Origin of the sequence: Acidovorax sp. Root275, assembly GCF_001428965.1 — a bacterium.
Lineage (GTDB): Bacteria > Pseudomonadota > Gammaproteobacteria > Burkholderiales > Burkholderiaceae_C > Acidovorax > Acidovorax radicis.
On the sequence record NZ_LMJH01000001.1, the window covers coordinates 152,607 to 172,402 of the forward strand.

The window sequence follows — 19,796 nt, forward strand, 5'->3', positions numbered from 1 at the left end:
GTTGAGTGCCGCCTCCGTGGTGTTTGCTATAAAATAAATAGCAAACAATGGGGTCCTTCAAGCGCTGGCGGCCAATTTTGCTTGAAATCCTAGGACTGGCCCGGTTTCGGCAGCCGCCTAGCGGACCTGTTTTTTCTCCAGCTTGCGGGTGAGGGTGCGGCGGTGCATGCCCAGGCGCCTTGCTGCTTCCGAGAGGTTGAAACCGGTTTCGGCCAGCACTTCGTTGATGCGCTCCCATTCCAGCGTCTTGATCGAGCTGGAGCGGTTGGTCAGCTCCACCTCGGTGTTGCCCGCCTTCAGGCCGAACGCGGCCTCGATGTCGTCGGTATTGGACGGCTTGGCGAGGTAGTGGCAGGCGCCCAGTTTCACGGCCTCCACGGCGGTGGCGATGCTGGCAAATCCGGTCAGCACCACGATGAGCATGCCCTCGCTGGCGGCATGCAGCTTCTGCACGCAGGCCAGGCCCGACGCTTCCCCCTTGAGCTTGAGGTCCACCACCGCAAAGCCGGGCGTGTGCTGTGCGAGCAGGGTTTCGACCTCGGGCAGGCTGGCGGCCTGCAGCACGCGGTAGCCACGCCGTTCGAACGAACGGGCGAGCGTGCGGGCAAAGGCCTCGTCGTCTTCCACGATCAGGAGCAGGCGTTGCGCGGGTTCTTCTTCGTCGGTAGGGCTCATGGCGTCAGGCTTTGGCTTCAGGCAGTGTGATCGCCGCCAGCGGCAGCTCGATGGTCACTTCGGCGCCCCCTTCAGGACGGTTGCGCGCCGCCACGCTGCCACCCAGCGTGCGTGCCACGTTGAGCACAAGGTACAGGCCCAGCCCACCCCCGGGGCGGTTTTTGGAGGACTGGTAGGGCGTGCCCAGCTTGGCCAGCATGTCGGGGGCAAAGCCAGGCCCTGCGTCGGTCACCGTGATGCACAGTGCATCGGCGTTGCGGGTGATGGCCAGGCGCACCCAGCCGGGCGAGGCATCGCGTGCATTGTCCAGCACATTGAAAACCATCTGCTGTAGCGTGGTGTCCGACACCATGGGCGTATCCGCGCCGAAGTCGTTGTCGTAGATGAACTGTGGCATCGACCGGGTGCTGTGCCATTCTTCGGCCAGTGCATCGACGAAGGTGCGCACGGTGGTCTGCATGGAGGCTTCGCCACGTGTCTCCCCGGCCGAGAGCAGGATGCCGCTCACGATGCTCTTGCAGCGTTGCACCTGGGCCTGCATTTCGTCGATGTCTTCCTTTAGCGCGGGGTGGGCCGCAAGCTGCTTGTCGTGCTGCCAGTCCCCCAGGATCACGGCCAGCGTGGACAGCGGCGTGCCCAGCTCGTGGGCCGCGCCCGATGCCAGCAGGCCCATGCGCACGATGTGCTCTTCTTCCACGCGGCGCCTGCGTGCTGCGGCCAGGCGCGCATCGCGTTCGCGCAGGTTCAGGTTGATGCGGGTGATGAAGACCACCACCAGCGTAGCGTTGAGCACAAAGCAGACCAGCAACCCGATGACATACAGACTCGACAGCCCCTGGTGCAGGTCTTGCGGCAGCGCGAGGGGCATGTGGTGTGTGGCCAGCACCCCAAAACACAGCAGCGTGATGATCACGATGGACCAGATGTAGGCGCCGCGCAGCAGCACAGCTCCCAGCGTGATCTGCAGCAGGTACAGAAAGACGAACGGATTGCTGGTGCCACCGCTCAGGTACAGCTGCACCGTGAGCACCGCCACATCGATCAGCAAGGCCAGAAACAGCTCAACATTGCGCACCACCACACCGGTGCGCAGCCGCAGCAGGCTCACCACGTTGAACACCGCCAGGCAGCCCACCACCAGCAGCATCTCGCGCACGGGCAGCGTGAGGTTCAGGCTGTAGTGCGCCATCTCGATGGTGAACACCTGCCCGACGACGGCAATCCAGCGCAGTTCGATCAGCTGCTGCAGGTTCTTGATGCCTGCGGCGGCGTCGGCCGAGCGCGTGTTGCGCTGCGGGGCTGCAGCGGTATCAGGGCGAAGGGGGGTCATCGGAGGTGGTGGTGTGGCCGGCAAGGCCGCGCAGGCGGCGCTCGTAGCGTGCCACATACCAGCCAGCGCCGGCAACCATGAGGGCGAGGCCATACCAGGTCAGCGCATACACGAGGTGGCTGTTGTGAAAACGGACCACGGTCATGCCGGCACGGGGCCACTTTGAGTCCGGTGCCGCGCTGTCCGTCGCCGTGCCTGTGGGGCCCGGAAGGCCCGCATCCACGAAGAAGGGCGCAGCCTGGGGCAGCTTCAGTGCCTGGCCAATGGCCGCTACATCGCGCGAATACCAGCGCTGTTGCACGGGGTCGTTGCTCCGCAGAAATCCGCCTCCTGGCTCCGTCATGCGCAGCAAGCCCTGCACCGTGGTGGACCCGGGCACCGAAGTGGGCGGGGGCGCTGCAAGCCACTGTGCGCGCTGGTCCTGGGGCACGAAACCACGGTTCACCAGCACCTGGCTTCCGTCATCCTGCTGCAGGGGGGTCATGACCCAGAAGCCCGCTCCCAGCTCGGTCACAGCCTGGGTGAGCACGGTCTTGTCGCCCAGCCATTGGCCGTGCAGGGTGACGGGCAGGTATTCATGATCGGCGGCATTCACCCCGGGCCAGTCTTGGGAGGTGGGCGAGGGAGTGGGGGCTGCGTGCACACGCTGCTCGACGCGCTCCATCAGGGTGAGCTTCCACGTGCGGCGCTGAACCTGCCAGGTGCCCAGCGCCAGGAATCCCAGAAACAAAGCGATGCCCACCAGCGCGAGCACCGCCTGGCGCAGCCGCCGGGCCGTGGCGCCCGGGGCAGGGAGCATGCCAGGTGTCAAGGCCTGGAGTGCCCCGGCGCTTCATGCGCCGGGGGCGTGGGTGTGGGATGCTCGGGCATCATGTTCGCGTTCATGTGGAACATGACCCACAGCGTGCCGCTGATGGCGATGGCCACAAACACCACGGTGAAGATGGTGGACAGCAGGGTCCAGCCGCCTTCGGCTTTGCCGTTCATGTGCAGGAAACACACCATGTGCACCAGGATCTGGATCACGGCGAAACCGCCCAGCACCAGCACGGCGGTGTTGCGGTCGGCGATCACCTTGGCCATGACCAGCCAGAACGGGATGGCCGTAAGGATGATCGAGAGCACGAAGCCAACCATGTAGCCCGAGAAGGTGCTGTGTGGGCCGTCATCACCGTGGTGATCGTCGCCATGCCCATGGGCATCGTGTGCGTGTGTTGTGTGTTGTGCGCTCATTTACAGCACCCCCATCAGGTACACGAAAGTGAAGACACCGATCCAGACCACGTCCAGAAAATGCCAGAACATCGACAGGCACATCAGCCGGCGCGTGTTGGCAGGGATCAGGCCGTGTTTGCCGATCTGCACCATCAGCACCACCAGCCAGATCAGGCCGAAAGTGACGTGCAGCCCGTGGGTGCCCACCAGCGTGAAAAAGGCCGACAGGAAGGCGCTGCGCTGGGGCGTGGCGCCCTGGTGGATGAGGTGGGCGAACTCATAGAGTTCGAGGCCCAGGAAGCACAGGCCGAAGAAGCCTGTGACGGCCAGCCACAGCAGCGTGCCTTTCACATCCTTTTGCTGCTTGCGGAGCATGGCAAAGCCGAAGGTGATGGACGACAGCAGCAGGAAGGCCGTGTTGACGGCCACCAGCGTCAGATCGAACAGCTGAGCGCCGGTGGGGCCGGCCGCATAGCTGCGGCCCAGCACGCCGTAGGTGGCAAACAGGGCGGCGAAGATGAGGCAGTCGCTCATCAGGTACAGCCAGAAGCCCAGGGCGGTGCCGTTTTCGGGATGGGGCTCGTGCGCGAGGTGGTAGTCGCGCGGGGCCGGGGCGCTTGCGGCGGCGCCAGCGTTGAGGCGGAGTTCAGACATGGCGGGCCAATTGGAGTGTGCGGGCTTTTTCTGTGGCAATCACGTCGGATGCCGGGATGTAGAAGTCACGCTTGTAGTTGAACGTGTGGATGATCGAGGCCAGCAGCAGCATCGCAAACGACACGCCCGCGAGCAGCCACATGTGCCAGATCAGTGCAAAGCCGAAGGCCAGCGACAGGGCCGAGATCACGGCGCCCGAGCCAGTGTTGGCGGGCATGTGGATGGGCGCAAAGCCGGTGAGTGGGCGCTCGTAGCCGTGCTTCTTCATGTCCCACCAGGCATCGATCTCGTGCACCACGGGGGTGAAGGCGAAGTTGTAGTCGGGCGGTGGCGACGAGGTGGCCCATTCCAGCGTGCGTGCATCCCACGGGTCGCCCGTGTGGTCGCGCAGCTGGTCGCGCTTGAGGTAGCTCACCACAATCTGGATCAGGAAGCAGGCAATGCCCGCAGCAATCATCGCGGCACCGATGGCGGCGATCACGAACCAGATCTGGAGGGACTGGTCTTCAAAGTGGTTGGCACGGCGCGTGACGCCCATCAGGCCCAGCACATACAACGGGCCGAACGCCACCCAGAAACCCACCACCCACAGCCAGAAGGAGCGCACGCCCCAGGTGCGGTCGAGCTTGTAGCCAAAAGCCTTGGGGTACCAGTAGTTGATGCCGGCAAACAGGCCGAACAAAACGCCGCCGATGATCACGTTGTGGAAGTGGGCGATCAGGAACAGGCTGTTGTGCAGCACGAAGTCGGCCGGGGGCACGGCCAGCAGCACGCCGGTCATGCCACCGATGGCAAAGGTCACCATGAAGGCCACGGTCCACATCATGGGCAGCTCGAAACGGATGCGGCCCTTGTACATGGTGAACAGCCAGTTGAAGATCTTCGCGCCCGTGGGGATCGAGATGATCATCGTCGTGATGCCGAAGAAGGTGTTCACGCTCGCGCCCGAGCCCATCGTGAAGAAGTGGTGCAGCCACACCAGGTACGACAGGATGGTGATCACCACCGTGGCGTAGACCATCGAGGTGTAGCCGAACAGGCGCTTCTTGCAGAACGTGGCCACCACTTCGGAGAAGATGCCGAAGCAGGGCAGGATCAGGATGTACACCTCGGGGTGGCCCCAGATCCAGATCAGGTTCACGTACAGCATGGCGTTGCCGCCCAGGTCGTTCGTGAAGAAGTTGGTGCCAACATAGCGGTCCAGCGACATCAGCACCAGCGCGGCCGTGAGCACGGGGAACGAGGCCACGATCAGCGCGTTGGTGCACAGGGCGGTCCAGGTGAAGACGGGCATCCTCATCAGGTTCATGCCGGGTGCGCGCATCTTGATGATGGTGACGATCAGGTTGATGCCCGAGAGCGTGGTGCCCACCCCCGCAATCTGCAGGGCCCAGATGTAGTAATCGAGCCCCACGCCGGGGTCTTGCGCCCCCAGGTTGGACAAGGCCAGCCAGCCGGAGGTGGAGAACTCGCCCAGGAAGAGCGACACCATCACCAGGATGGCACCGGCTGTGGTCATCCAGAAGCTGAAGTTGTTGAGGAACGGGAAGGACACGTCGCGCGCGCCGATCTGCAGCGGCACGAGGTAGTTCATGAGGCCCGTGACCAGCGGCATGGCCACGAAGAAGATCATGATCACGCCGTGGGCGGTGAAGATCTGGTCATAGTGGTGGGGCGGCAGATAGCCCATGTTGTCGCCAAAGGCCATGGCCTGCTGCAGGCGCATCATCACGGCGTCGGCAAAGCCGCGCAGCAGCATCACGAGGCCCAGGATCATGTACATGATCCCGATCTTCTTGTGGTCGATGCTGCAGATCCAGTCGCGCCACAGGGTGCCCCACAGGCGGAACTTGGTGATGGCGGCCATCACGGCCAGGCCACCCAGCACGGTGGCGATAAAGGTCCACAACACGATGGGCTCGTGTGCCATCGGTATGGAATCCCAGGTGATTCGGCCCAGGGCCCAATGGGGTGCGGTAACAGGTGCGGAGGACATAGGGAGTCTCTTTGATATGCCGGTGCCCGCGTGCGCGGCTGCCGGCATGGCAGGTCAAGGGCGGATCATTGGGCGGAGTTGGCGCGCGGCGCGTTGCGTGCTTCCAGGCTCGCCACCACCTGGGCGGCGTTCTGCGAGGTGCACACGTCCTGCGGCAGGTTCAGGCCCACAGCGCGCACATAGGCGTCGCCACCGTTCTCGTCGATGGCCATCATGTGGTGCATGCACATCTTGCCGTCCTCGACGCAGCGGTTCAGCACCTTGTCGTACAGGCCGTCTTCCACGCTGGCAAAGCGCTGCACGGGGTCCCGCTCGCTGGGCTTGGCCAGATCCATGTAGGTTTTGCGCGTGAGTGGCTTGCCTTCGGACTTGTTTCTGGCCACCCACTGCTCGAAGTCGCCCTGGCTTAGGCCGTGGAACTTGAAGGTCATGCCCGAGAAGCCCGTGCCGCTGTAGTGCGAGGACATTCCCTTGTACACGCCTGGTTGGTTGATCACGGCGTTCAGCTCGGTCTGCATGCCGGGCATCGCGTAGATCATGCCCGCCAGGTCCGGCACGTAGAACGCGTTCATCGTGGACGTGGCCGTGAGCTTGAACAGGATGGGGCGGTCGATCGGCGCGGCCAATTCATTCACCGTGGCAATGCCCAGTTCGGGGTAGAAGAACAGCCACTTCCAGTCCATGGCCACCACCTGCACCTCCAGAGGAGTGGATTGGGCGTCCAGCGGTTTGGTGGCCGAGATGCGGTCCAGGGGGCGGTAGGGGTCGAGCTTGTGGGTGCCGATCCAGGTCAGTGCGCCCAGGGCAATGATGATCAAGAGCGGCACGGTCCAGATCACCAGCTCCAGCGTGGTGGAATGGTGCCAGTCGGGGTCGTAGTCGGCCTCGGTGTTGGCGGTGTTGTTCTGGCGGTATTTCCAGGCAAACCACAGGGTGAGAGCGATCACCGGCACGATGATGATCAGCATCAGCAGCGTGGCCTGGATGACCATATGCCCTTGCTGGGCAGCGATGTCGCCGGCAGGATTGAGGACGACCGCCTTGCTGCAGCCGGCCAGGCTGCCCAGGGCAGCCATGGCGGCGAGCCAGGCAGGCACGCGGGGTAAAGGTAGTTTGGACATGGGGCAGGCGCAACCGAGGCGTTTAAGGGTAAACGCGGATAACGAAGTGCCGTCGAATGTAATAGCTCTAGCTTTTTTGTACATTGGACATTTTGTCCAAGGTCAACAATAGGTGCCCCATTTCGGTGCGCCTTCTCTTTTTGGTTCGGCGCCGTCCTGCAGGCGCCATAGTGAAACTGCACTTGTCCCGAATCAAACTTGCGTGTAGAACCAGAATGTCTTATCCAAACAACGACAAGGAGCCCTGTTCATGAGCAGCCCCGCCTCTGCCACTTACCCTGCGGCCGGCTTTGAAGAAAGCCCCGCCTCTCTCTCGCGGGCTGATACCCATGAAGACGTGACCCCCAGCGAAATTGCGGTGGGTGTGATCATCGGACGGTCGTCCGAGTACTTCGATTTCTTCGTATTCGGGATCGCCTGCGTTCTCGTCTTCCCGCCTTTCCTGTTTCCGTTCCTGTCGCGCCTGGATGGCACGCTGATGTCGTTTGCGCTGTTGGCCGTTGCTTTTGTGGTCCGGCCCATCGGCACGGCCATTTCCATGGCCATCCAGCGGCGCTGGGGCCGGGGCACCAAGCTGACCATTGCACTGTTCCTGTTGGGCGTGTGCACGGTCGGGATGGCGTTTTTGCCGGGCTACAAGGATGCTGGCCTGACCGCTGTGGTGGCGCTGCTGATTCTGCGCATTGGCCAGGGTCTGGCGCTCGGCGGCTCGTGGGACGGCCTGCCGTCGCTGCTGGCCATGTCGGCGCCCAAGGAACGCCGGGGCTGGTTTGCCATGATCGGGCAGCTGGGTGCGCCCGTCGGGTTTGTGCTGGCGGCGGGTCTGTTTGCTTATCTGTACAGCAGCCTTAGCGTGCAGGAATTTCTGGCCTGGGGATGGCGCTATCCCTTCTTCGTGGCTTTTGCCGTGAACGTGGTGGCCCTGTTTGCCCGCCTGCGCCTGGTGGTGGGGCAGTCGTACGCCGAACTGCTGCAAGACCGTGAGCTGCAGCCTGTGCCCGTCAGCCGCGTGATGCGCGACGAAGGCAGCAATGTGCTGCTGGGTGCTTTTGCCGCGCTGGCCAGCTTTGCGCTGTTTCACCTGGTCACGGTGTTCCCGCTGTCGTGGATCACCCTGTACTCGGACCAGCCGGTGACCCAGATTCTGGGCGTGCAGATCGTGGGTGCCTTCCTGGCGGCCGGGGCCATCATGGTCTCGGGCTGGCTGTCAGACCACCTGGGCCGCCGCAAGCTGCTGGGCGGCATGGCGGTGTTGATCGGTGTGTTCAGTTTCATGGCCCCCGTGCTGCTCAACTCCGGTGAGGTGGGCAGCACCATGTTCCTGCTGCTGGGCTTTGTGCTGCTGGGGCTGTCGTACGGCCAGGCGTCTGGCACGGTCACGGCCAACTTTTCTCCCCAATACCGCTACACGGGCGCCGCCTTGTCGGCCGACCTGGCCTGGATCATTGGCGCTGCTTTTGCACCCCTTGTCGCCCTGTACCTGTCGGCCCAGTTTGGATTGCTGGCCGTGACGGTGTACCTGCTGTCGGGTGTGGCCTGCACTCTTGGAGCGCTGAATTTGAACCGGCGCATGGAGCGGCGTGATCGGTAGCCGCATCAGAGTGATGCTATTAAATGTATAACTGTCTGCGCTTGACTATCAAGCGCTAGAGGCCAAAAAAGGCGCCCGGAAGTACCGGGCGCTTTTTTTCGGGGCTTTGAACAGGCTCTAGTCCTGTGGCCTGAAACCAATGGTCAGGGAAGACGGCACGCGTCCATCCACATCGCGCGGCAGGGTCTCGGTCTTGTCCAGCGCGCGCAGCACGGCCTCGTCCCAGGCCTTGTTGCCGCTCGACTGCACGAGCCGTTTGCCCACGATGGTGCCGTCGGGCGAGAGGCGCACTTCCACCTCGGCACGCGGGTTGCCCGAGATCGCGTCGGGGTACACGATGTTGGGCTTGACCTTGGCCGCCACCTTGCCGCCGTAGCCGCCTGACGGGCCTGCACTGCGCTGGGCTGTGCCCGTGGCGGTTTCTCCCCCCGTCGCCCCTGCCATGCCCTGGATGCGGCGCAGGTTGGCTTCGCGCTGTTCTGCCAGCTGTTTGGCGTCGGCTTCGGATTTGCGCTTGGCGGCGTCGTCCGCCTTGCGCTTGTCTTCGGCCAGCTTCTTTTGCTTGTCCTGCTCGGCTTTCTTCTGCTCGGCCAGCTGTTTTTCGCGCTGTTCCTTTTCCTTGTCTTTTTCCTTTTGCAGGCGCTCTTTCTTCTCCTGCTCCAGGCGGTCGCGGCGCTCGTCTTCCTTGCGTTCGCGTTCACGCTTGTCGCGCTCTTGCTGCTGTTCGCGCGCCTTCTTTTCCTGTTCCAGGCGCTTTTTCTCGCGTTCGATGGCGATGTCGGCCTCGCGGGTGTCGGGCGGCTCCACAGCGCGCGGGGGCGGTGGTGGGGGCGGAGCAGGCGGACGCACTTCCGGTGGGGCGGGCGGTGGGGGCGGGGGCTCAACGGCACGCGCCGCCGCCTGCTGGGGCACCGCTGCCCACAGTTCGGCTTCCACCGCAGGCTGGTCGGCGCTGTTCTTCCAGTTCACGCCCCAGGTGAGTGCGCCGATGAGCACGACATGCACGAGCACCGCCAGCGTGATGGCACGCAAGCGTGCCGGGGGCCGGGGCGGGGAAAACTGGTCGCGGTCGTTGTGGGCGTGCATGGGCTTGAGAGCGGCTGGCGAGAGTTCGGTTCAACCGCCCTGTTTGACGGAAAGCCCTACGCGTTGCACACCCGCCTTTTGCAAGGCATCCATGGCCTTCACCACGTTTTCGTACTGCACGCCCTTGTCGGCGCTGATGACCACCGCACTGGCGCTGTCGGCCCCCTGGGCCTTCTGCCAACGGCTGGCGGCATCACCGATCTCGCGCTGGTTCAGGCTGCGTGTGGCTTCGGGCGTCTTGAACTGCAGCGATCCGTCCTTGTTGACGATGACCTGGGCCACCACCTTGGGCATGTTCTTGCCTTTGCCCACGCTGGGCACATCGACAACGCCCGGCGTCAGCATGGGCGCCGTCACCATGAAGATGATGAGCAGCACCAGCATGACGTCGATGAACGGGACCATGTTGATCTCGTTGATGGTGCGGCGGCCTCGGCCGCGGGATGCCATGGCGGGCATGGTGTCAGTGCCCCGAGGCCGTGTGGCCGGTGGTGGGCGCTGGCTGGGCGCCCAGGTTGCGCTGAAGAATGTTGGAGAACTCTTCGATGAAGGTCTCCTGGTGCGTGGCCACCCTGTCAATGTCGCGGGCAAAGCGGTTGTAGGCGATCACGGCCGGGATGGCAGCGAACAGGCCAATGGCGGTGGCCACCAGGGCTTCCGCGATGCCGGGGGCCACCGTGGCCAGCGTGACCTGCTCCATGCCCGCAAAGCCGGTGAACGCATGCATGATGCCCCACACGGTGCCAAACAGGCCCACATACGGCGAGACCGAGCCCACCGAAGCCAGGAACGACAGGCTCGACTCCACCACATCCATCTCGCGCTGGAAGCTCGCGCGCATGGCACGGCGTGCGCCGTCGAGCAGGGTGCCAGGGTCCACGATGCGGCGCTCACGCAGTTTTTGGTACTCACGCATGCCGCTGGCGAAGATGCGCTCCATGGGGCCTGCCTGCCTGGAGTTTTGTGCGGCACTGGCGTACAGGTCATTGAGGCTGGTGCCGGACCAGAACTCGCGCTCGAAGTCTTCGTTCAAGGTCTTGACGCGCTTGAGCGAAAACAGCTTGCGGAAGATGGCGGCCCAGCTGGCGACCGATACGCCGAGCAACAGCAGCATGACGAGTTGCACCACCCAGCTGGCGTGCAGCACCAGGGAGATGATGGACATGTTTTGGGAGTTCATGGTGTGAGTTGTTCCAGGAGGGGGCTCGGAATTCTTGCGGGGCGCATGGTGGCGGCATCGACCCATCCGATGCGGATGGTGCCTTCGGTCAGCAGCAACGGGGCTTGTTCGGTCATCTGCTCTGGTTTCAGGAGCGCACGCTGCACTATTGTCAACGATGCACGGCCGGTGGCCTGCAGGGCGGCGGTAACAATCAGTTCATCGTCCAGCCGTGCGGGGCGGTGGTAGCGCAGCTGCGCATCGGTTACGACAAACATGCCGCCGGTTTGTTCCTTGAGCCGCTGTTGCCCCACGCCCAGCGAGCGCAGCCATTCACTGCGCGCACGCTCAAAGAACTTGAGGTAGTTGGCATAGAACACGATGCCACCGGCATCGGTGTCCTCCCAGTAGACGCGAATCGGGAACTCGAACGCCATCGCGCGTTACCCCAGCACGCTGCGCAGCCGCGCCACCGACTCCTGCAGCTGCGCCATGGAATTGGCGGTGGAAAAACGGACAAAGCGCTCCGGCTCGGCGGTGCCAAAGTCGCGCCCCGGCGTTACCGCGATGTGCGCGCGGCGCATCAGCTCAAACGCAAAGTCCCAGCTGCAGTTCTTGCCAGAGGTGACGCCCAGGCGCTCGGCGGCTTGCGTGCAGTCCGCCCAGGCGTAGAAGGCCCCGTCGGGCATCACCGGCACTGAAAGGCCCAGTGATTGCAGGGCCGGGATGAAGAAGTCGCGCCGCGCCTTGAATTCGGCGCGGCGGCGTTCGTATTCGGCAATGCTCTCAGCCTCGAAGCAGGCCAGCGCCGCGTGTTGCGACACGGTGCTGGCGCAAATGAACAGGTTTTGTGCCAGGCGTTCGACCACCGGCACCATGGCCTCTGGCACCACCATCCAGCCCAGGCGCCAGCCGGTCATGTTGAAGTACTTGCTGAAGCTGTTGATGCTGATGATGTTGTCGTCGATGGCCAGTGCGGTGTGGCCAAACTCTTCCTCGTACGACAGGCCCAGGTAGATCTCATCGATCATCGTGATGCCGTCGTGTGCGCGCACCACCTCATGGATGCGGCGCAGCTCATCGGGCGCAATCGAGGTGCCCGTGGGGTTGGAGGGCGAGGCCAGCAACACCCCCCGCGTCTTCTCGCCCCAGGCGGCGCGCACCTTGTCGGCGCTCAGCTGGTAGCGCTCGGCCGCCGTGGTGGGCAGCAGCACGGCCTTGCCTTCTGCGGCGCTCACGAAATGGCGGTTGCAGGGGTAGCTCGGGTCGGGCATCAGGATCTCGTCGCCCGACTCGATGAGCGCGAGGCATGCGAGCTGCAGCGCGGCCGATGCGCCGGCCGTCACCACGATGCGGCGTGCGGGCACGTTCACGCCAAAGCGGCTCTGGTACCAGCCGCTGATGCGCTCGCGCAAGGCGTCCAGGCCCAATGCATTGGTGTATTGCGTGGCGCCGCTGTGCACGGCGCGGGCTGCGGCCTCCTGCACCAGCGGCGGGGCGGTGAAGTCCGGCTCGCCGATGTTCAGAAAGATCATCGGTTCGCGCGTGCTGGCCACCTCGCGGGCCAGGGCCTGCGCGGCCTTGGCCACTTCCATCACGTAGAACGGTTCGATGCGCTCGGCGCGCGTGGAAAACTTCATGGGAAGGTGTCCTGCCCGAGCGGGTCGGGTGTTGCTCGGAAACTCAAGGGGGAGTGCACCGGGCGTGGCGGCAGATGGCACGCTCCGGGGCGGACGGCGGTGCGCTCAGGCTTCGTCAACGGGCGCGGAGGGCGCGGTGCCCGAGGCCTTGTCGGCGGCCACTTCCAGTGCCCGCAATTTAGGGGCCAGGCCGTTGAGCACTGCATTCACGTACTTGTGGCCGTCGGTGCCGCCAAACTCTTTGGCAAGCTCAATGCACTCGTTGAGCACCACGCGCCAGGGCACATCCAGGCAGTGCTGAAACTCGTACACGCCGATCCACATCACCGCATGTTCGATGGGCGAAATCTCGGCCATCTTGCGGTCCAGCAGCGGGGTGATCAGCGCATCCAGGTCGGCGGCGGTGTTGATGCAGCCGTGCAGCAGCGCGTCGTAGTGCACCGAGTCGGCCTTGTGAAAGCCCGCCAGGTCGCGCGTGAATGCGTCGATGGCTTCGGGCGTGTTGCCGCCCACCAGGTGCTGGTACAGGGCCTGCAGCGCGAACTCGCGTGCGCGGCTGCGGTTGGACTTGGAGGCTGCCTTGCGCACGCCCGTGCTCTTGAGCCCGGTGCGCACTTGCTTCGGGGGCCGTGCCGGCGACGGCGTGGGGGTGTTTTCGCTCATGACAGTTCGTCCAGCAGGTTGGCCATTTCCACCGCAACGCGGGCGGCATCGGTGCCTTTTTCGGTCTGGCGGGCGATGGCCTGCTCGAGGTTTTCGGTGGTGATGATGGCGTTGGCAATGGGGATCTGGTAGTCCAGCGACAGGCGGGTCACGCCCGCGCCGGATTCATTGGCCACCAGTTCGAAGTGGTAGGTCTCGCCACGGATGATGCAGCCCAGCGCAATCAGTGCGTCGTACTCATCGCTTTCGGCCATAGCCTGCAAGGCCACGGGCACTTCCAGTGCGCCAGGCACCAGCACGTGCTTGATGTGCTTTTCCTGCACGCCCAGGGCCAGCAGCTCGGCACGGCATGCCGCGGCCAACGTGTTGGTGATGCTCTCGTTGAAGCGGGCCTGCACGATGCCGATGTGCAGTTTCTTGCCGTCCAGGCGGTCTGCGGTGCCTTTTTCTGCGCCAAACATAGTGGTATTGCTCTTTATTCTTTGGGGATGAAACCGGTGATTTCGAGGCCGTAGCCGGTCATGCTGGGCATGCGGCGCGGCTGGCCCATGAGGGCCATCTTGTGCACGCCACATTCGCGCAGGATCTGTGCGCCCACGCCATAGGTGCGCAGGTCCATGCGGCCGCGTTCGGGCGCCTGGGCGGAGCGGGCCGTGCCTTCAAACTGCGCCAGCAGCTGGCCCGCGCTTTCGCCACAGTTGAGCAGCACGGCCACGCCCTTGCCTTGTGCGTTGAGGTATTGCAGGCTGGTGTCCAGGCCCCACGAGTGCATGGAGCGGTTGATTTCGAGTGCATCGAACACCGACAGAGGCTCGTGCACCCGCACGGGCACCACGTCGTCGGCGCTCCACTGGCCCTTGACCAGCGCCAGGTGCACGGCCTGGCTGGGCTTGTCGCGGAAGGCATGGGCGGTGAACTCGCCGTAGGCGGTTTGCAGCGTGCGCTGGCCCACTTTTTCGACCAGCGTTTCATTGCGGCTGCGGTGCTCGATCAGGTCGGCGATGGTGCCGATCTTGAGGCCGTGCTCGGCGGCAAACAGCTGCAGATCGGGCAGGCGGGCCATGGTGCCATCGTCCTTCATGATCTCGCAGATCACCGACGCAGGGCTGCAGCCGGCCATGGCAGCCAGGTCGCAACCGGCTTCGGTATGGCCTGCGCGCATCAGCACGCCACCGTCCACCGCCTGCAGCGGGAAGATGTGGCCGGGCTGCACCAGGTCGGTGGGCTGGCTGCCACGGGCTACCGCCACCTGCACGGTGCGTGCACGGTCGGCGGCCGAGATCCCGGTGGTCACGCCCTCGGCCGCCTCGATGGAGACGGTGAAGGCCGTGCTGTATACGGTGCCGTTGCGTGCGGCCATGGGGGGGAGCTTCAGGAACTCGCAGCGCTCGCGGCTCAATGTCAGGCAGATCAGGCCCCGGCCGAAGCGCGCCATGAAGTTGATGGCCTCGGGCGTCACATGGTCGGCGGCCAGGACCAGGTCGCCTTCGTTTTCGCGGTCTTCTTCATCCACCAGGATGACGATGCGCCCGGCGCGCATCTCGGCCACGATGTCCTCGACGGGGGAGATCGGCACGGGGGTGAGGGGGGAGGTCATGGAAGGCTTGGGCTTTCAGAGGGGGCCGCTGGCGATTTGCCTGCTGGCGGTGTGCTGCAGCACAGGTTCCCGTGGCCGAAGGCAGTGGTGCCCCCAAGAAACCAACCCAAAGAACATGCGATGCGGCGCTGCCGCACGTCAAAGGGGCTGAGGGAGCCTCTGCACGAATCATCGCGCTGCGTGCATCTGCGGTCTCGGGCGGTCTGCTGCGTTGCAAATGCTCGCAATAGCCCCGCTATTGCTGCGCTTTGCGCCTTGCAACCCATCCCGATCCGCAGCGCACACTGCCGCGCGATTCATGCAGAGGCTCCCTTGCCCCCGAATGTGCGATTTTAGTGCACCGCGCCCCGGTTCGTATTCAAACGGGGGTGTGCCTGACGCAGATCAGATGGCACTGCCTTGCAGAACGACGTCCGACGCAGGGTATGCCACGCAAGGCAGCACGCAGCCTTCTTCCTTTTCTTCGGCCGTCAGGCCCGGCCATTCGATGGCATAGCGCACGCTGCCTTCCACCAGCTGGCCGATGCAGGTGCGGCAGGTGCCGTTGCGGCAGGAGCTGGGCCAGTCGATGCCGCCTTGCTCCAGCGACAGCAGCAGGGGCTGCTCGGGCCAGGCGTCGCATTGTTGGCCGTCGGGTTCGACCTTGGCGATGAAGAAGGGGGCGGCGGTCGGGGTGCTCATGGGGCAGTTCCGTCAGAAGAAAAGAAGTTGGTCAGGCCGCAGTGGCGGGTGGGGCGCTGGTCCACACCAGCAGCAGGTTGTTGGCCGGCATCGCATGCCGTGCGGCCAGCTGCAGGCCGGCCTGGGCGGCCACAGCGGCCACGTCGTCGATGTGGCGGATCCCCCAGCTGGCGTCCTGCGCGCGCAGGCTGGTGTCAAAGGCCAGGTTGCCCGGGGCCGTGGGCACGCCGTCTTCCAGGTAGGGGCCGTAGGTGACCAGGCAGCCACCCGGCGCCAGGTGCCGGGCGGCGCCTTGCATCAGCCCCGCGCAGCAGGCCCAGGGGGCGATGTGCAGCATGTTGGCGCAGTAGATCAGGTCAAACGAGGCGGCGCCAAACGCCGGGCCCTCGCTGGGCCACGGGCTTTGCAGCACATCCAGCCGCAGCGGCGCCCGCACGTTGGCGGCGCCGGCCTGGGTGGCCCAGCCGGTGATCGAGCCAAAGTGGGTGGCCTGCTGGTCGGTGGGCTGCCAGGTCCAGCCGGGCAGGGCGGCGGCAAAGTGTGCGGCATGCTGGCCGGTGCCGCTGGCAATCTCCAGCGCGGCGCCGGCGGGCGGCAGCAGGGCCAGCAGCTGCGCCAGGATGGGGCCCTGGTTGCGTTCGGCGGCAGGGCTGTGCTGGAGTGGAGGGATGGGCACGGGGAATTCTGAGTGTTTTTGGCCGCTGACGCTTGTCTATAAAGCGCTGGTAGCTATGAAATAAAGAGCATTCCGAAGAGCGCCGACGTGGACTGTACCGCAGGCGCCTTGCCCGTACGGTGCTGCCTGTTTTTTAAGCGGCACAAGGAGTTTCCTTGTAAATCAATGACTTAAGACTGTCATACAAAGCTTGTGCAAGGTTATCCACACCATTGTCCAGTGTCGGCAGGGATAACCGGGGGTTTTGGGGAGGCTTTGCAAGGTGTCGGAGGGCGGATCAGAACAGATATCCGTATTGCCTGTTTTTTAAGCGTTACAAAGATAGTCCTTGTAAATCAATCACTTAAAGCTGTCATACAAGGCTTATCCAAGGTTATCCACACCATTGTCCAGTGCAGGCTGGGATAACCATTGCCGTGATTCTGTGTGCTGCCTAAAAATGAGGCATCGCAGGGTGTGCCCTTACAAATCAAGCACTTGGCACTGTCATACAAGGCTTGTCAAAACTTATCCACATGATTGTCCAGTGCTGGCAGGGATAACCCGCAGGCTGTGGGCTGCGGGTGGCTCAGGCGGAAACCTTCACACCCTTCCAGAACGCCACACGGCCTTTGATTTTTTCGGCTTCGGGCTTGGGGTCGGCATAGAACCAGGCGGCGTCGGTGTTCATTTCGCCGTTGACCAGCAGCGACAGGTAGCTGGCCTGGCCCTTCCAGTAGCAGGTGGTCTTGTGGTTGCTGAAGGTGAAGTAGTCGCGGTGGAGCGCACTTTCGGGGAAGTAGTGGTTGCCTTCCACCACCACGGTGTCGTCGCTCTCGGCAACTACCACGTCGTTCCAGACTGCTTTCATGGGAAATCCTTGGTAAAAATGGTCGCTTGCGCTTGATGAATAAGCGCTGATAGCTATGAAATTGTGAGCAATCGGGTGCCGCAACAGGTGCTGCGCCCGAGGAGGGGGGCGAGGCCAATTATTCCCAATGCGCCGTGCCCGTGCACGCGGTACCTGACGACGCAGGGTTTTGGGCGCAGTGCGCGCCCTTGCATTCATTCAGTCGCGTGTGCAACCGGTGACCTGTGCCGCGTGGCTTACAGTGCAGCGCGCGGCGCCAGCACATTGGGGCAGGCTGCCGGATGCTTTTCTATTCCACCGATGGGTGGACCCACCAAGACAACAGGAGCACCTTCACCATGGGTATTGATTTCAAAGGCCGCGTGGCCATCGTGACGGGCGCCGGCGGCGGCCTGGGCCGCCAGCATGCGCTGGCGCTGGCGGCGCGAGGTGCCAAGGTGCTGGTCAACGACCTGGGCGGTGCGGTGGACGGCAGCGGTGCCACCGTGGGAGCCGCGCAGGCCGTGGTCGATGAGATCCGCGCGGCGGGCGGTGAGGCGCTGGCCAATGGCGCGTCCGTCACCGACTTCGCCGCGGTGGAGGCCATGGTGCAGCAGGCCATCGATGCCTGGGGCCGGGTGGACATCCTGGTCAACAACGCGGGCATCCTGCGCGACAAGTCGTTCTCGAAGATGGGCATGGACGACTTCCGCCTGGTGGTGGACGTGCACCTGATGGGGGCCGCCCACTGCTGCAAGGCCGTGTGGCCGCACATGGTGGCGCAGCAGTACGGCCGCATCGTCATGACCACGTCGTCCACCGGCCTGTACGGCAACTTTGGCCAGAGCAACTATGGCGCCGCCAAGCTGGCCCAGGTGGGGCTGATGCAGACCCTGGCCATCGAAGGCGCCAAGTACAACATCCACGTCAACGCCCTGGCGCCCACGGCCGCCACGCGCATGACCGAAGGCCTGATGCCCCAGGAGGTGCTGGACGCCCTCAAGCCCGAGGCCGTGGTGCCCGCCATGCTGGTGCTGGCCCATGAAAGCGCCCCCACGCGCACCATCCTGTGTGCGGGCGCGGGCACCTTCGAGGCGGCCCACATCACCCTGACGCAGGGCATTCATCTGGGCATCGGTGCCGACGTGCCCGAGCAGCTGGCGGCCCGCCTGGCCGAGGTGACCGAGCGCGCGGGTGACCAGGTACCACAAAGTGGCGCCGCCCAGGGCACCAACGAGGTTGGACGCGCTTTGGCCGCAAGGGCTTGACGCCCCTCTGGGCGGGCCAGCGCCCAACGTGCTAAGTTCCGGGCCGACAGAAGTTGGATCGGTATAAACATATGAGCAAATTGCACGAGAGACTGGCCGCCTACCCGGCGGACGCCCTGGGGGGGATTCGCCGCGGCATCGAAAAGGAAGGGCTGCGCGTGCTGCCCACCGGCGGCCTGGCCCTTACCCCCCACCCGCTGGCCCTGGGCTCTGCCCTCACGCACCCGCTGATCACGACCGATTACAGCGAGTCGCAGCTGGAGCTGATCACTGGCGCCCACAAGGGCGTGCAGCAGTGCCTGGATGAGCTGACCGAGGTGCACCAGTTCGTGCACCACACCCTCAAGGACAGCGGCGGCGAACTGCTCTGGGCATCCAGCATGCCCTGTGGCCTGCCCACCGACGAGACGATTCCGATTGGCCGCTACGGCAGCTCCAACGTGGGCCGCGCCAAGAGCGTGTACCGCATGGGCTTGGGCCACCGTTATGGCCGGCGCATGCAGACCATTTCGGGCATCCACTACAACTGGTCGCTGCCGGGTGTGGACAGCGAGCAGTATTTTTCGCTGATCCGCAACTTCCGCCGGCACGCGTTTGTGCTGCTGTACCTGTTTGGGGCCTCGCCCGCGCTGTGCCCCTGTTTTGTGGAAGGGCGCGAGCACCGCCTGCAGCGCATGGAGGGCGGCAGCGCGCTGTACCTGCCCCACGCCACCTCGCTGCGCATGGGCCGCCTGGGCTACCAGAGCGACGCGCAAGCCACGCTGGCCGTGAGCTACAACGGCCTCGCGGGCTACGCCAACTCGCTGCACGAGGCGTTGACCAAGCCGTACCCCGCCTACGAAACCGTGGGCGTGCGCAACCCGGGCGGCGACTACAACCAGTTGGGCACCAGCCTGCTGCAGATCGAGAACGAGTTCTACGGCACCATCCGCCCCAAGCGCACCGTGCGCACCGGCGAGCGCCCGCTGCATGCGCTGCGCGAGCGCGGTGTCGAGTACGTGGAAGTGCGCCTGATGGACCTGGACCCGTTTGTGCCCGTGGGCATCACGGCGTCCACCATGCGCCTGCTGGATGTGTTCTTGCTGCACTGCCTGCTGTCCGACAGCCCGCCCGACACACCGGCCGAAATTGCCGAGCTCAAGCAGAACCAGCACCTCACGGCCGAGCGGGGCCGCGAGCCCGGCTTGCAGCTTTCGCGCAACGGCCAGAGTGTGTTGCTGACCGAATGGGGCGCCGAAGTGCTGGCCGCGTGTGCGCCTTTGGCTGCCGCGCTGGACGCCACCCATGGCACGGATGACTACAGCGCCGCGCTGCGCGACGCCCGTGCGCTGATGTCTGCGCCCGAGCGCACACCGTCAGCCCGCGTGCTCGACAGCATCGTGGGCGAGCATCACCACAGCTTTGAGTCTTTTGCCCGCCAGCAATCCCTCGCGGCGCGTGACGCACTGCTGGGCCTGCCGTGGACGGCCGAGCAACAGGCACGTTACCTGGCGATGGCGGATGAATCGATTGCCGCGCAGAAGGCCATCGAGGCGGCGGACACACTGCCGTTTGAGGAATGGCGCGAGCAGTACATGTCGGTGAAGGAGCTCGGGTGATGCGGCACGCAGGCTGC

The 19,796-nt window shown here is 64.5% G+C and carries 21 protein-coding genes; 3 read left to right on the forward strand and 18 right to left on the reverse strand.

The genetic code is table 11. The annotated features are described in order from the left end of the window. Window positions 1-117: 117 nt before the first annotated feature. The 7 genes from ASE52_RS00690 to cyoA all read right to left on the reverse strand — a co-directional run bounded on the left by ASE52_RS00690 (window position 118) and on the right by cyoA (window position 6,991). Window positions 118-675, reverse strand: a complete 558-nt coding sequence (locus tag ASE52_RS00690) for a response regulator transcription factor (protein WP_010460207.1) — start codon at window positions 673-675, stop codon at window positions 118-120. A gap of 4 nt (window positions 676-679) precedes the next feature. Then, a complete protein-coding gene (locus ASE52_RS00695; RefSeq protein ID WP_057223023.1) occupies window positions 680-2,005 on the reverse strand; it encodes an ATP-binding protein in 1,326 nt (441 codons plus the stop codon). Then, window positions 1,986-2,804, reverse strand: a complete 819-nt coding sequence (locus tag ASE52_RS00700; protein WP_057223025.1) for an SURF1 family protein — start codon at window positions 2,802-2,804, stop codon at window positions 1,986-1,988. Before ASE52_RS00700 ends, ASE52_RS00695 begins: the two co-directional genes overlap by 20 nt. Before the next feature lie 8 nt (window positions 2,805-2,812). Continuing rightward, window positions 2,813-3,238 (reverse strand): cytochrome o ubiquinol oxidase subunit IV, encoded by a 426-nt coding sequence (gene cyoD / locus ASE52_RS00705; protein WP_010460212.1) that lies wholly within the window; start codon window positions 3,236-3,238, stop codon window positions 2,813-2,815. Further along, window positions 3,239-3,874, reverse strand: a complete 636-nt coding sequence (cyoC, locus tag ASE52_RS00710) for a cytochrome o ubiquinol oxidase subunit III (RefSeq protein ID WP_010460214.1) — start codon at window positions 3,872-3,874, stop codon at window positions 3,239-3,241. Beyond that, the gene (gene cyoB, locus ASE52_RS00715) at window positions 3,867-5,870 is read right to left on the reverse strand and encodes a cytochrome o ubiquinol oxidase subunit I (protein WP_057223027.1); all 2,004 of its coding nucleotides are present in this window, start codon (window positions 5,868-5,870) and stop codon (window positions 3,867-3,869) included. Before cyoB ends, cyoC begins: the two co-directional genes overlap by 8 nt. A gap of 65 nt (window positions 5,871-5,935) precedes the next feature. Then, entirely contained in the window at window positions 5,936-6,991 is a 1,056-nt protein-coding gene (cyoA, locus tag ASE52_RS00720) for a ubiquinol oxidase subunit II (protein ID WP_057223029.1), read from the reverse strand. A gap of 250 nt (window positions 6,992-7,241) precedes the next feature. Here cyoA and ASE52_RS00725 point away from each other — a divergent pair, with 250 nt between their 5' ends. After that, window positions 7,242-8,582 carry an MFS transporter gene (locus ASE52_RS00725; RefSeq protein ID WP_057223031.1) on the forward strand — a complete coding sequence of 447 codons (1,341 nt, stop codon included), beginning with the start codon at window positions 7,242-7,244 and terminating at the stop codon, window positions 8,580-8,582. 117 nt (window positions 8,583-8,699) lie between these two features. Here ASE52_RS00725 and tolA read toward each other — a convergent pair whose 3' ends face one another. The 11 genes from tolA to ASE52_RS00780 all read right to left on the reverse strand — a co-directional run bounded on the left by tolA (window position 8,700) and on the right by ASE52_RS00780 (window position 16,934). Beyond that, window positions 8,700-9,668 (reverse strand): cell envelope integrity protein TolA, encoded by a 969-nt coding sequence (tolA, locus tag ASE52_RS00730; RefSeq protein WP_010460221.1) that lies wholly within the window; start codon window positions 9,666-9,668, stop codon window positions 8,700-8,702. A gap of 30 nt (window positions 9,669-9,698) precedes the next feature. Further along, window positions 9,699-10,127, reverse strand: a complete 429-nt coding sequence (locus tag ASE52_RS00735; RefSeq protein WP_010460224.1) for an ExbD/TolR family protein — start codon at window positions 10,125-10,127, stop codon at window positions 9,699-9,701. A 4-nt stretch (window positions 10,128-10,131) separates the two neighbouring features. Continuing rightward, window positions 10,132-10,848, reverse strand: coding sequence for a protein TolQ (tolQ, locus tag ASE52_RS00740; protein ID WP_010460227.1), 717 nt, complete (start codon window positions 10,846-10,848; stop codon window positions 10,132-10,134). After that, window positions 10,845-11,264, reverse strand: coding sequence for a tol-pal system-associated acyl-CoA thioesterase (ybgC, locus tag ASE52_RS00745; protein ID WP_057223033.1), 420 nt, complete (start codon window positions 11,262-11,264; stop codon window positions 10,845-10,847). The genes tolQ and ybgC overlap by 4 nt, the downstream gene beginning before the upstream one ends. 6 nt (window positions 11,265-11,270) lie before the next feature. Then, a complete protein-coding gene (locus ASE52_RS00750) occupies window positions 11,271-12,467 on the reverse strand; it encodes a pyridoxal phosphate-dependent aminotransferase (RefSeq protein WP_057223035.1) in 1,197 nt (398 codons plus the stop codon). 105 nt (window positions 12,468-12,572) lie between these two features. Then, window positions 12,573-13,130: a transcription antitermination factor NusB gene (nusB, locus tag ASE52_RS00755; RefSeq protein ID WP_057223037.1), complete on the reverse strand. Its 558-nt coding sequence runs from the start codon at window positions 13,128-13,130 to the stop codon at window positions 12,573-12,575. Next, entirely contained in the window at window positions 13,127-13,591 is a 465-nt protein-coding gene (gene ribH, locus ASE52_RS00760) for a 6,7-dimethyl-8-ribityllumazine synthase (RefSeq protein ID WP_010460235.1), read from the reverse strand. The genes nusB and ribH overlap by 4 nt, the downstream gene beginning before the upstream one ends. A gap of 14 nt (window positions 13,592-13,605) precedes the next feature. Next, on the reverse strand, window positions 13,606-14,727 hold the full coding sequence (gene ribBA, locus ASE52_RS00765; RefSeq protein ID WP_057223039.1) for a bifunctional 3,4-dihydroxy-2-butanone-4-phosphate synthase/GTP cyclohydrolase II: 1,122 nt from the start codon (window positions 14,725-14,727) through the stop codon (window positions 13,606-13,608). A 384-nt stretch (window positions 14,728-15,111) separates the two neighbouring features. Further along, window positions 15,112-15,408 carry a 2Fe-2S iron-sulfur cluster-binding protein gene (locus ASE52_RS00770; protein ID WP_057223041.1) on the reverse strand — a complete coding sequence of 99 codons (297 nt, stop codon included), beginning with the start codon at window positions 15,406-15,408 and terminating at the stop codon, window positions 15,112-15,114. A 31-nt stretch (window positions 15,409-15,439) separates the two neighbouring features. Further along, window positions 15,440-16,084: a DUF938 domain-containing protein gene (locus ASE52_RS00775; RefSeq protein ID WP_010460241.1), complete on the reverse strand. Its 645-nt coding sequence runs from the start codon at window positions 16,082-16,084 to the stop codon at window positions 15,440-15,442. Window positions 16,085-16,652: 568 nt separating this feature from the next. After that, window positions 16,653-16,934 (reverse strand): DUF427 domain-containing protein, encoded by a 282-nt coding sequence (locus ASE52_RS00780; protein ID WP_057223043.1) that lies wholly within the window; start codon window positions 16,932-16,934, stop codon window positions 16,653-16,655. Window positions 16,935-17,272: 338 nt separating this feature from the next. Here ASE52_RS00780 and ASE52_RS00785 point away from each other — a divergent pair, with 338 nt between their 5' ends. Both ASE52_RS00785 and gshA read left to right on the forward strand, forming a co-directional pair. After that, entirely contained in the window at window positions 17,273-18,181 is a 909-nt protein-coding gene (locus ASE52_RS00785; protein WP_057225043.1) for an SDR family NAD(P)-dependent oxidoreductase, read from the forward strand. A 71-nt stretch (window positions 18,182-18,252) separates the two neighbouring features. Then, window positions 18,253-19,779: a glutamate--cysteine ligase gene (gene gshA, locus ASE52_RS00790; protein ID WP_057223046.1), complete on the forward strand. Its 1,527-nt coding sequence runs from the start codon at window positions 18,253-18,255 to the stop codon at window positions 19,777-19,779. Window positions 19,780-19,796: the final 17 nt, after the last annotated feature.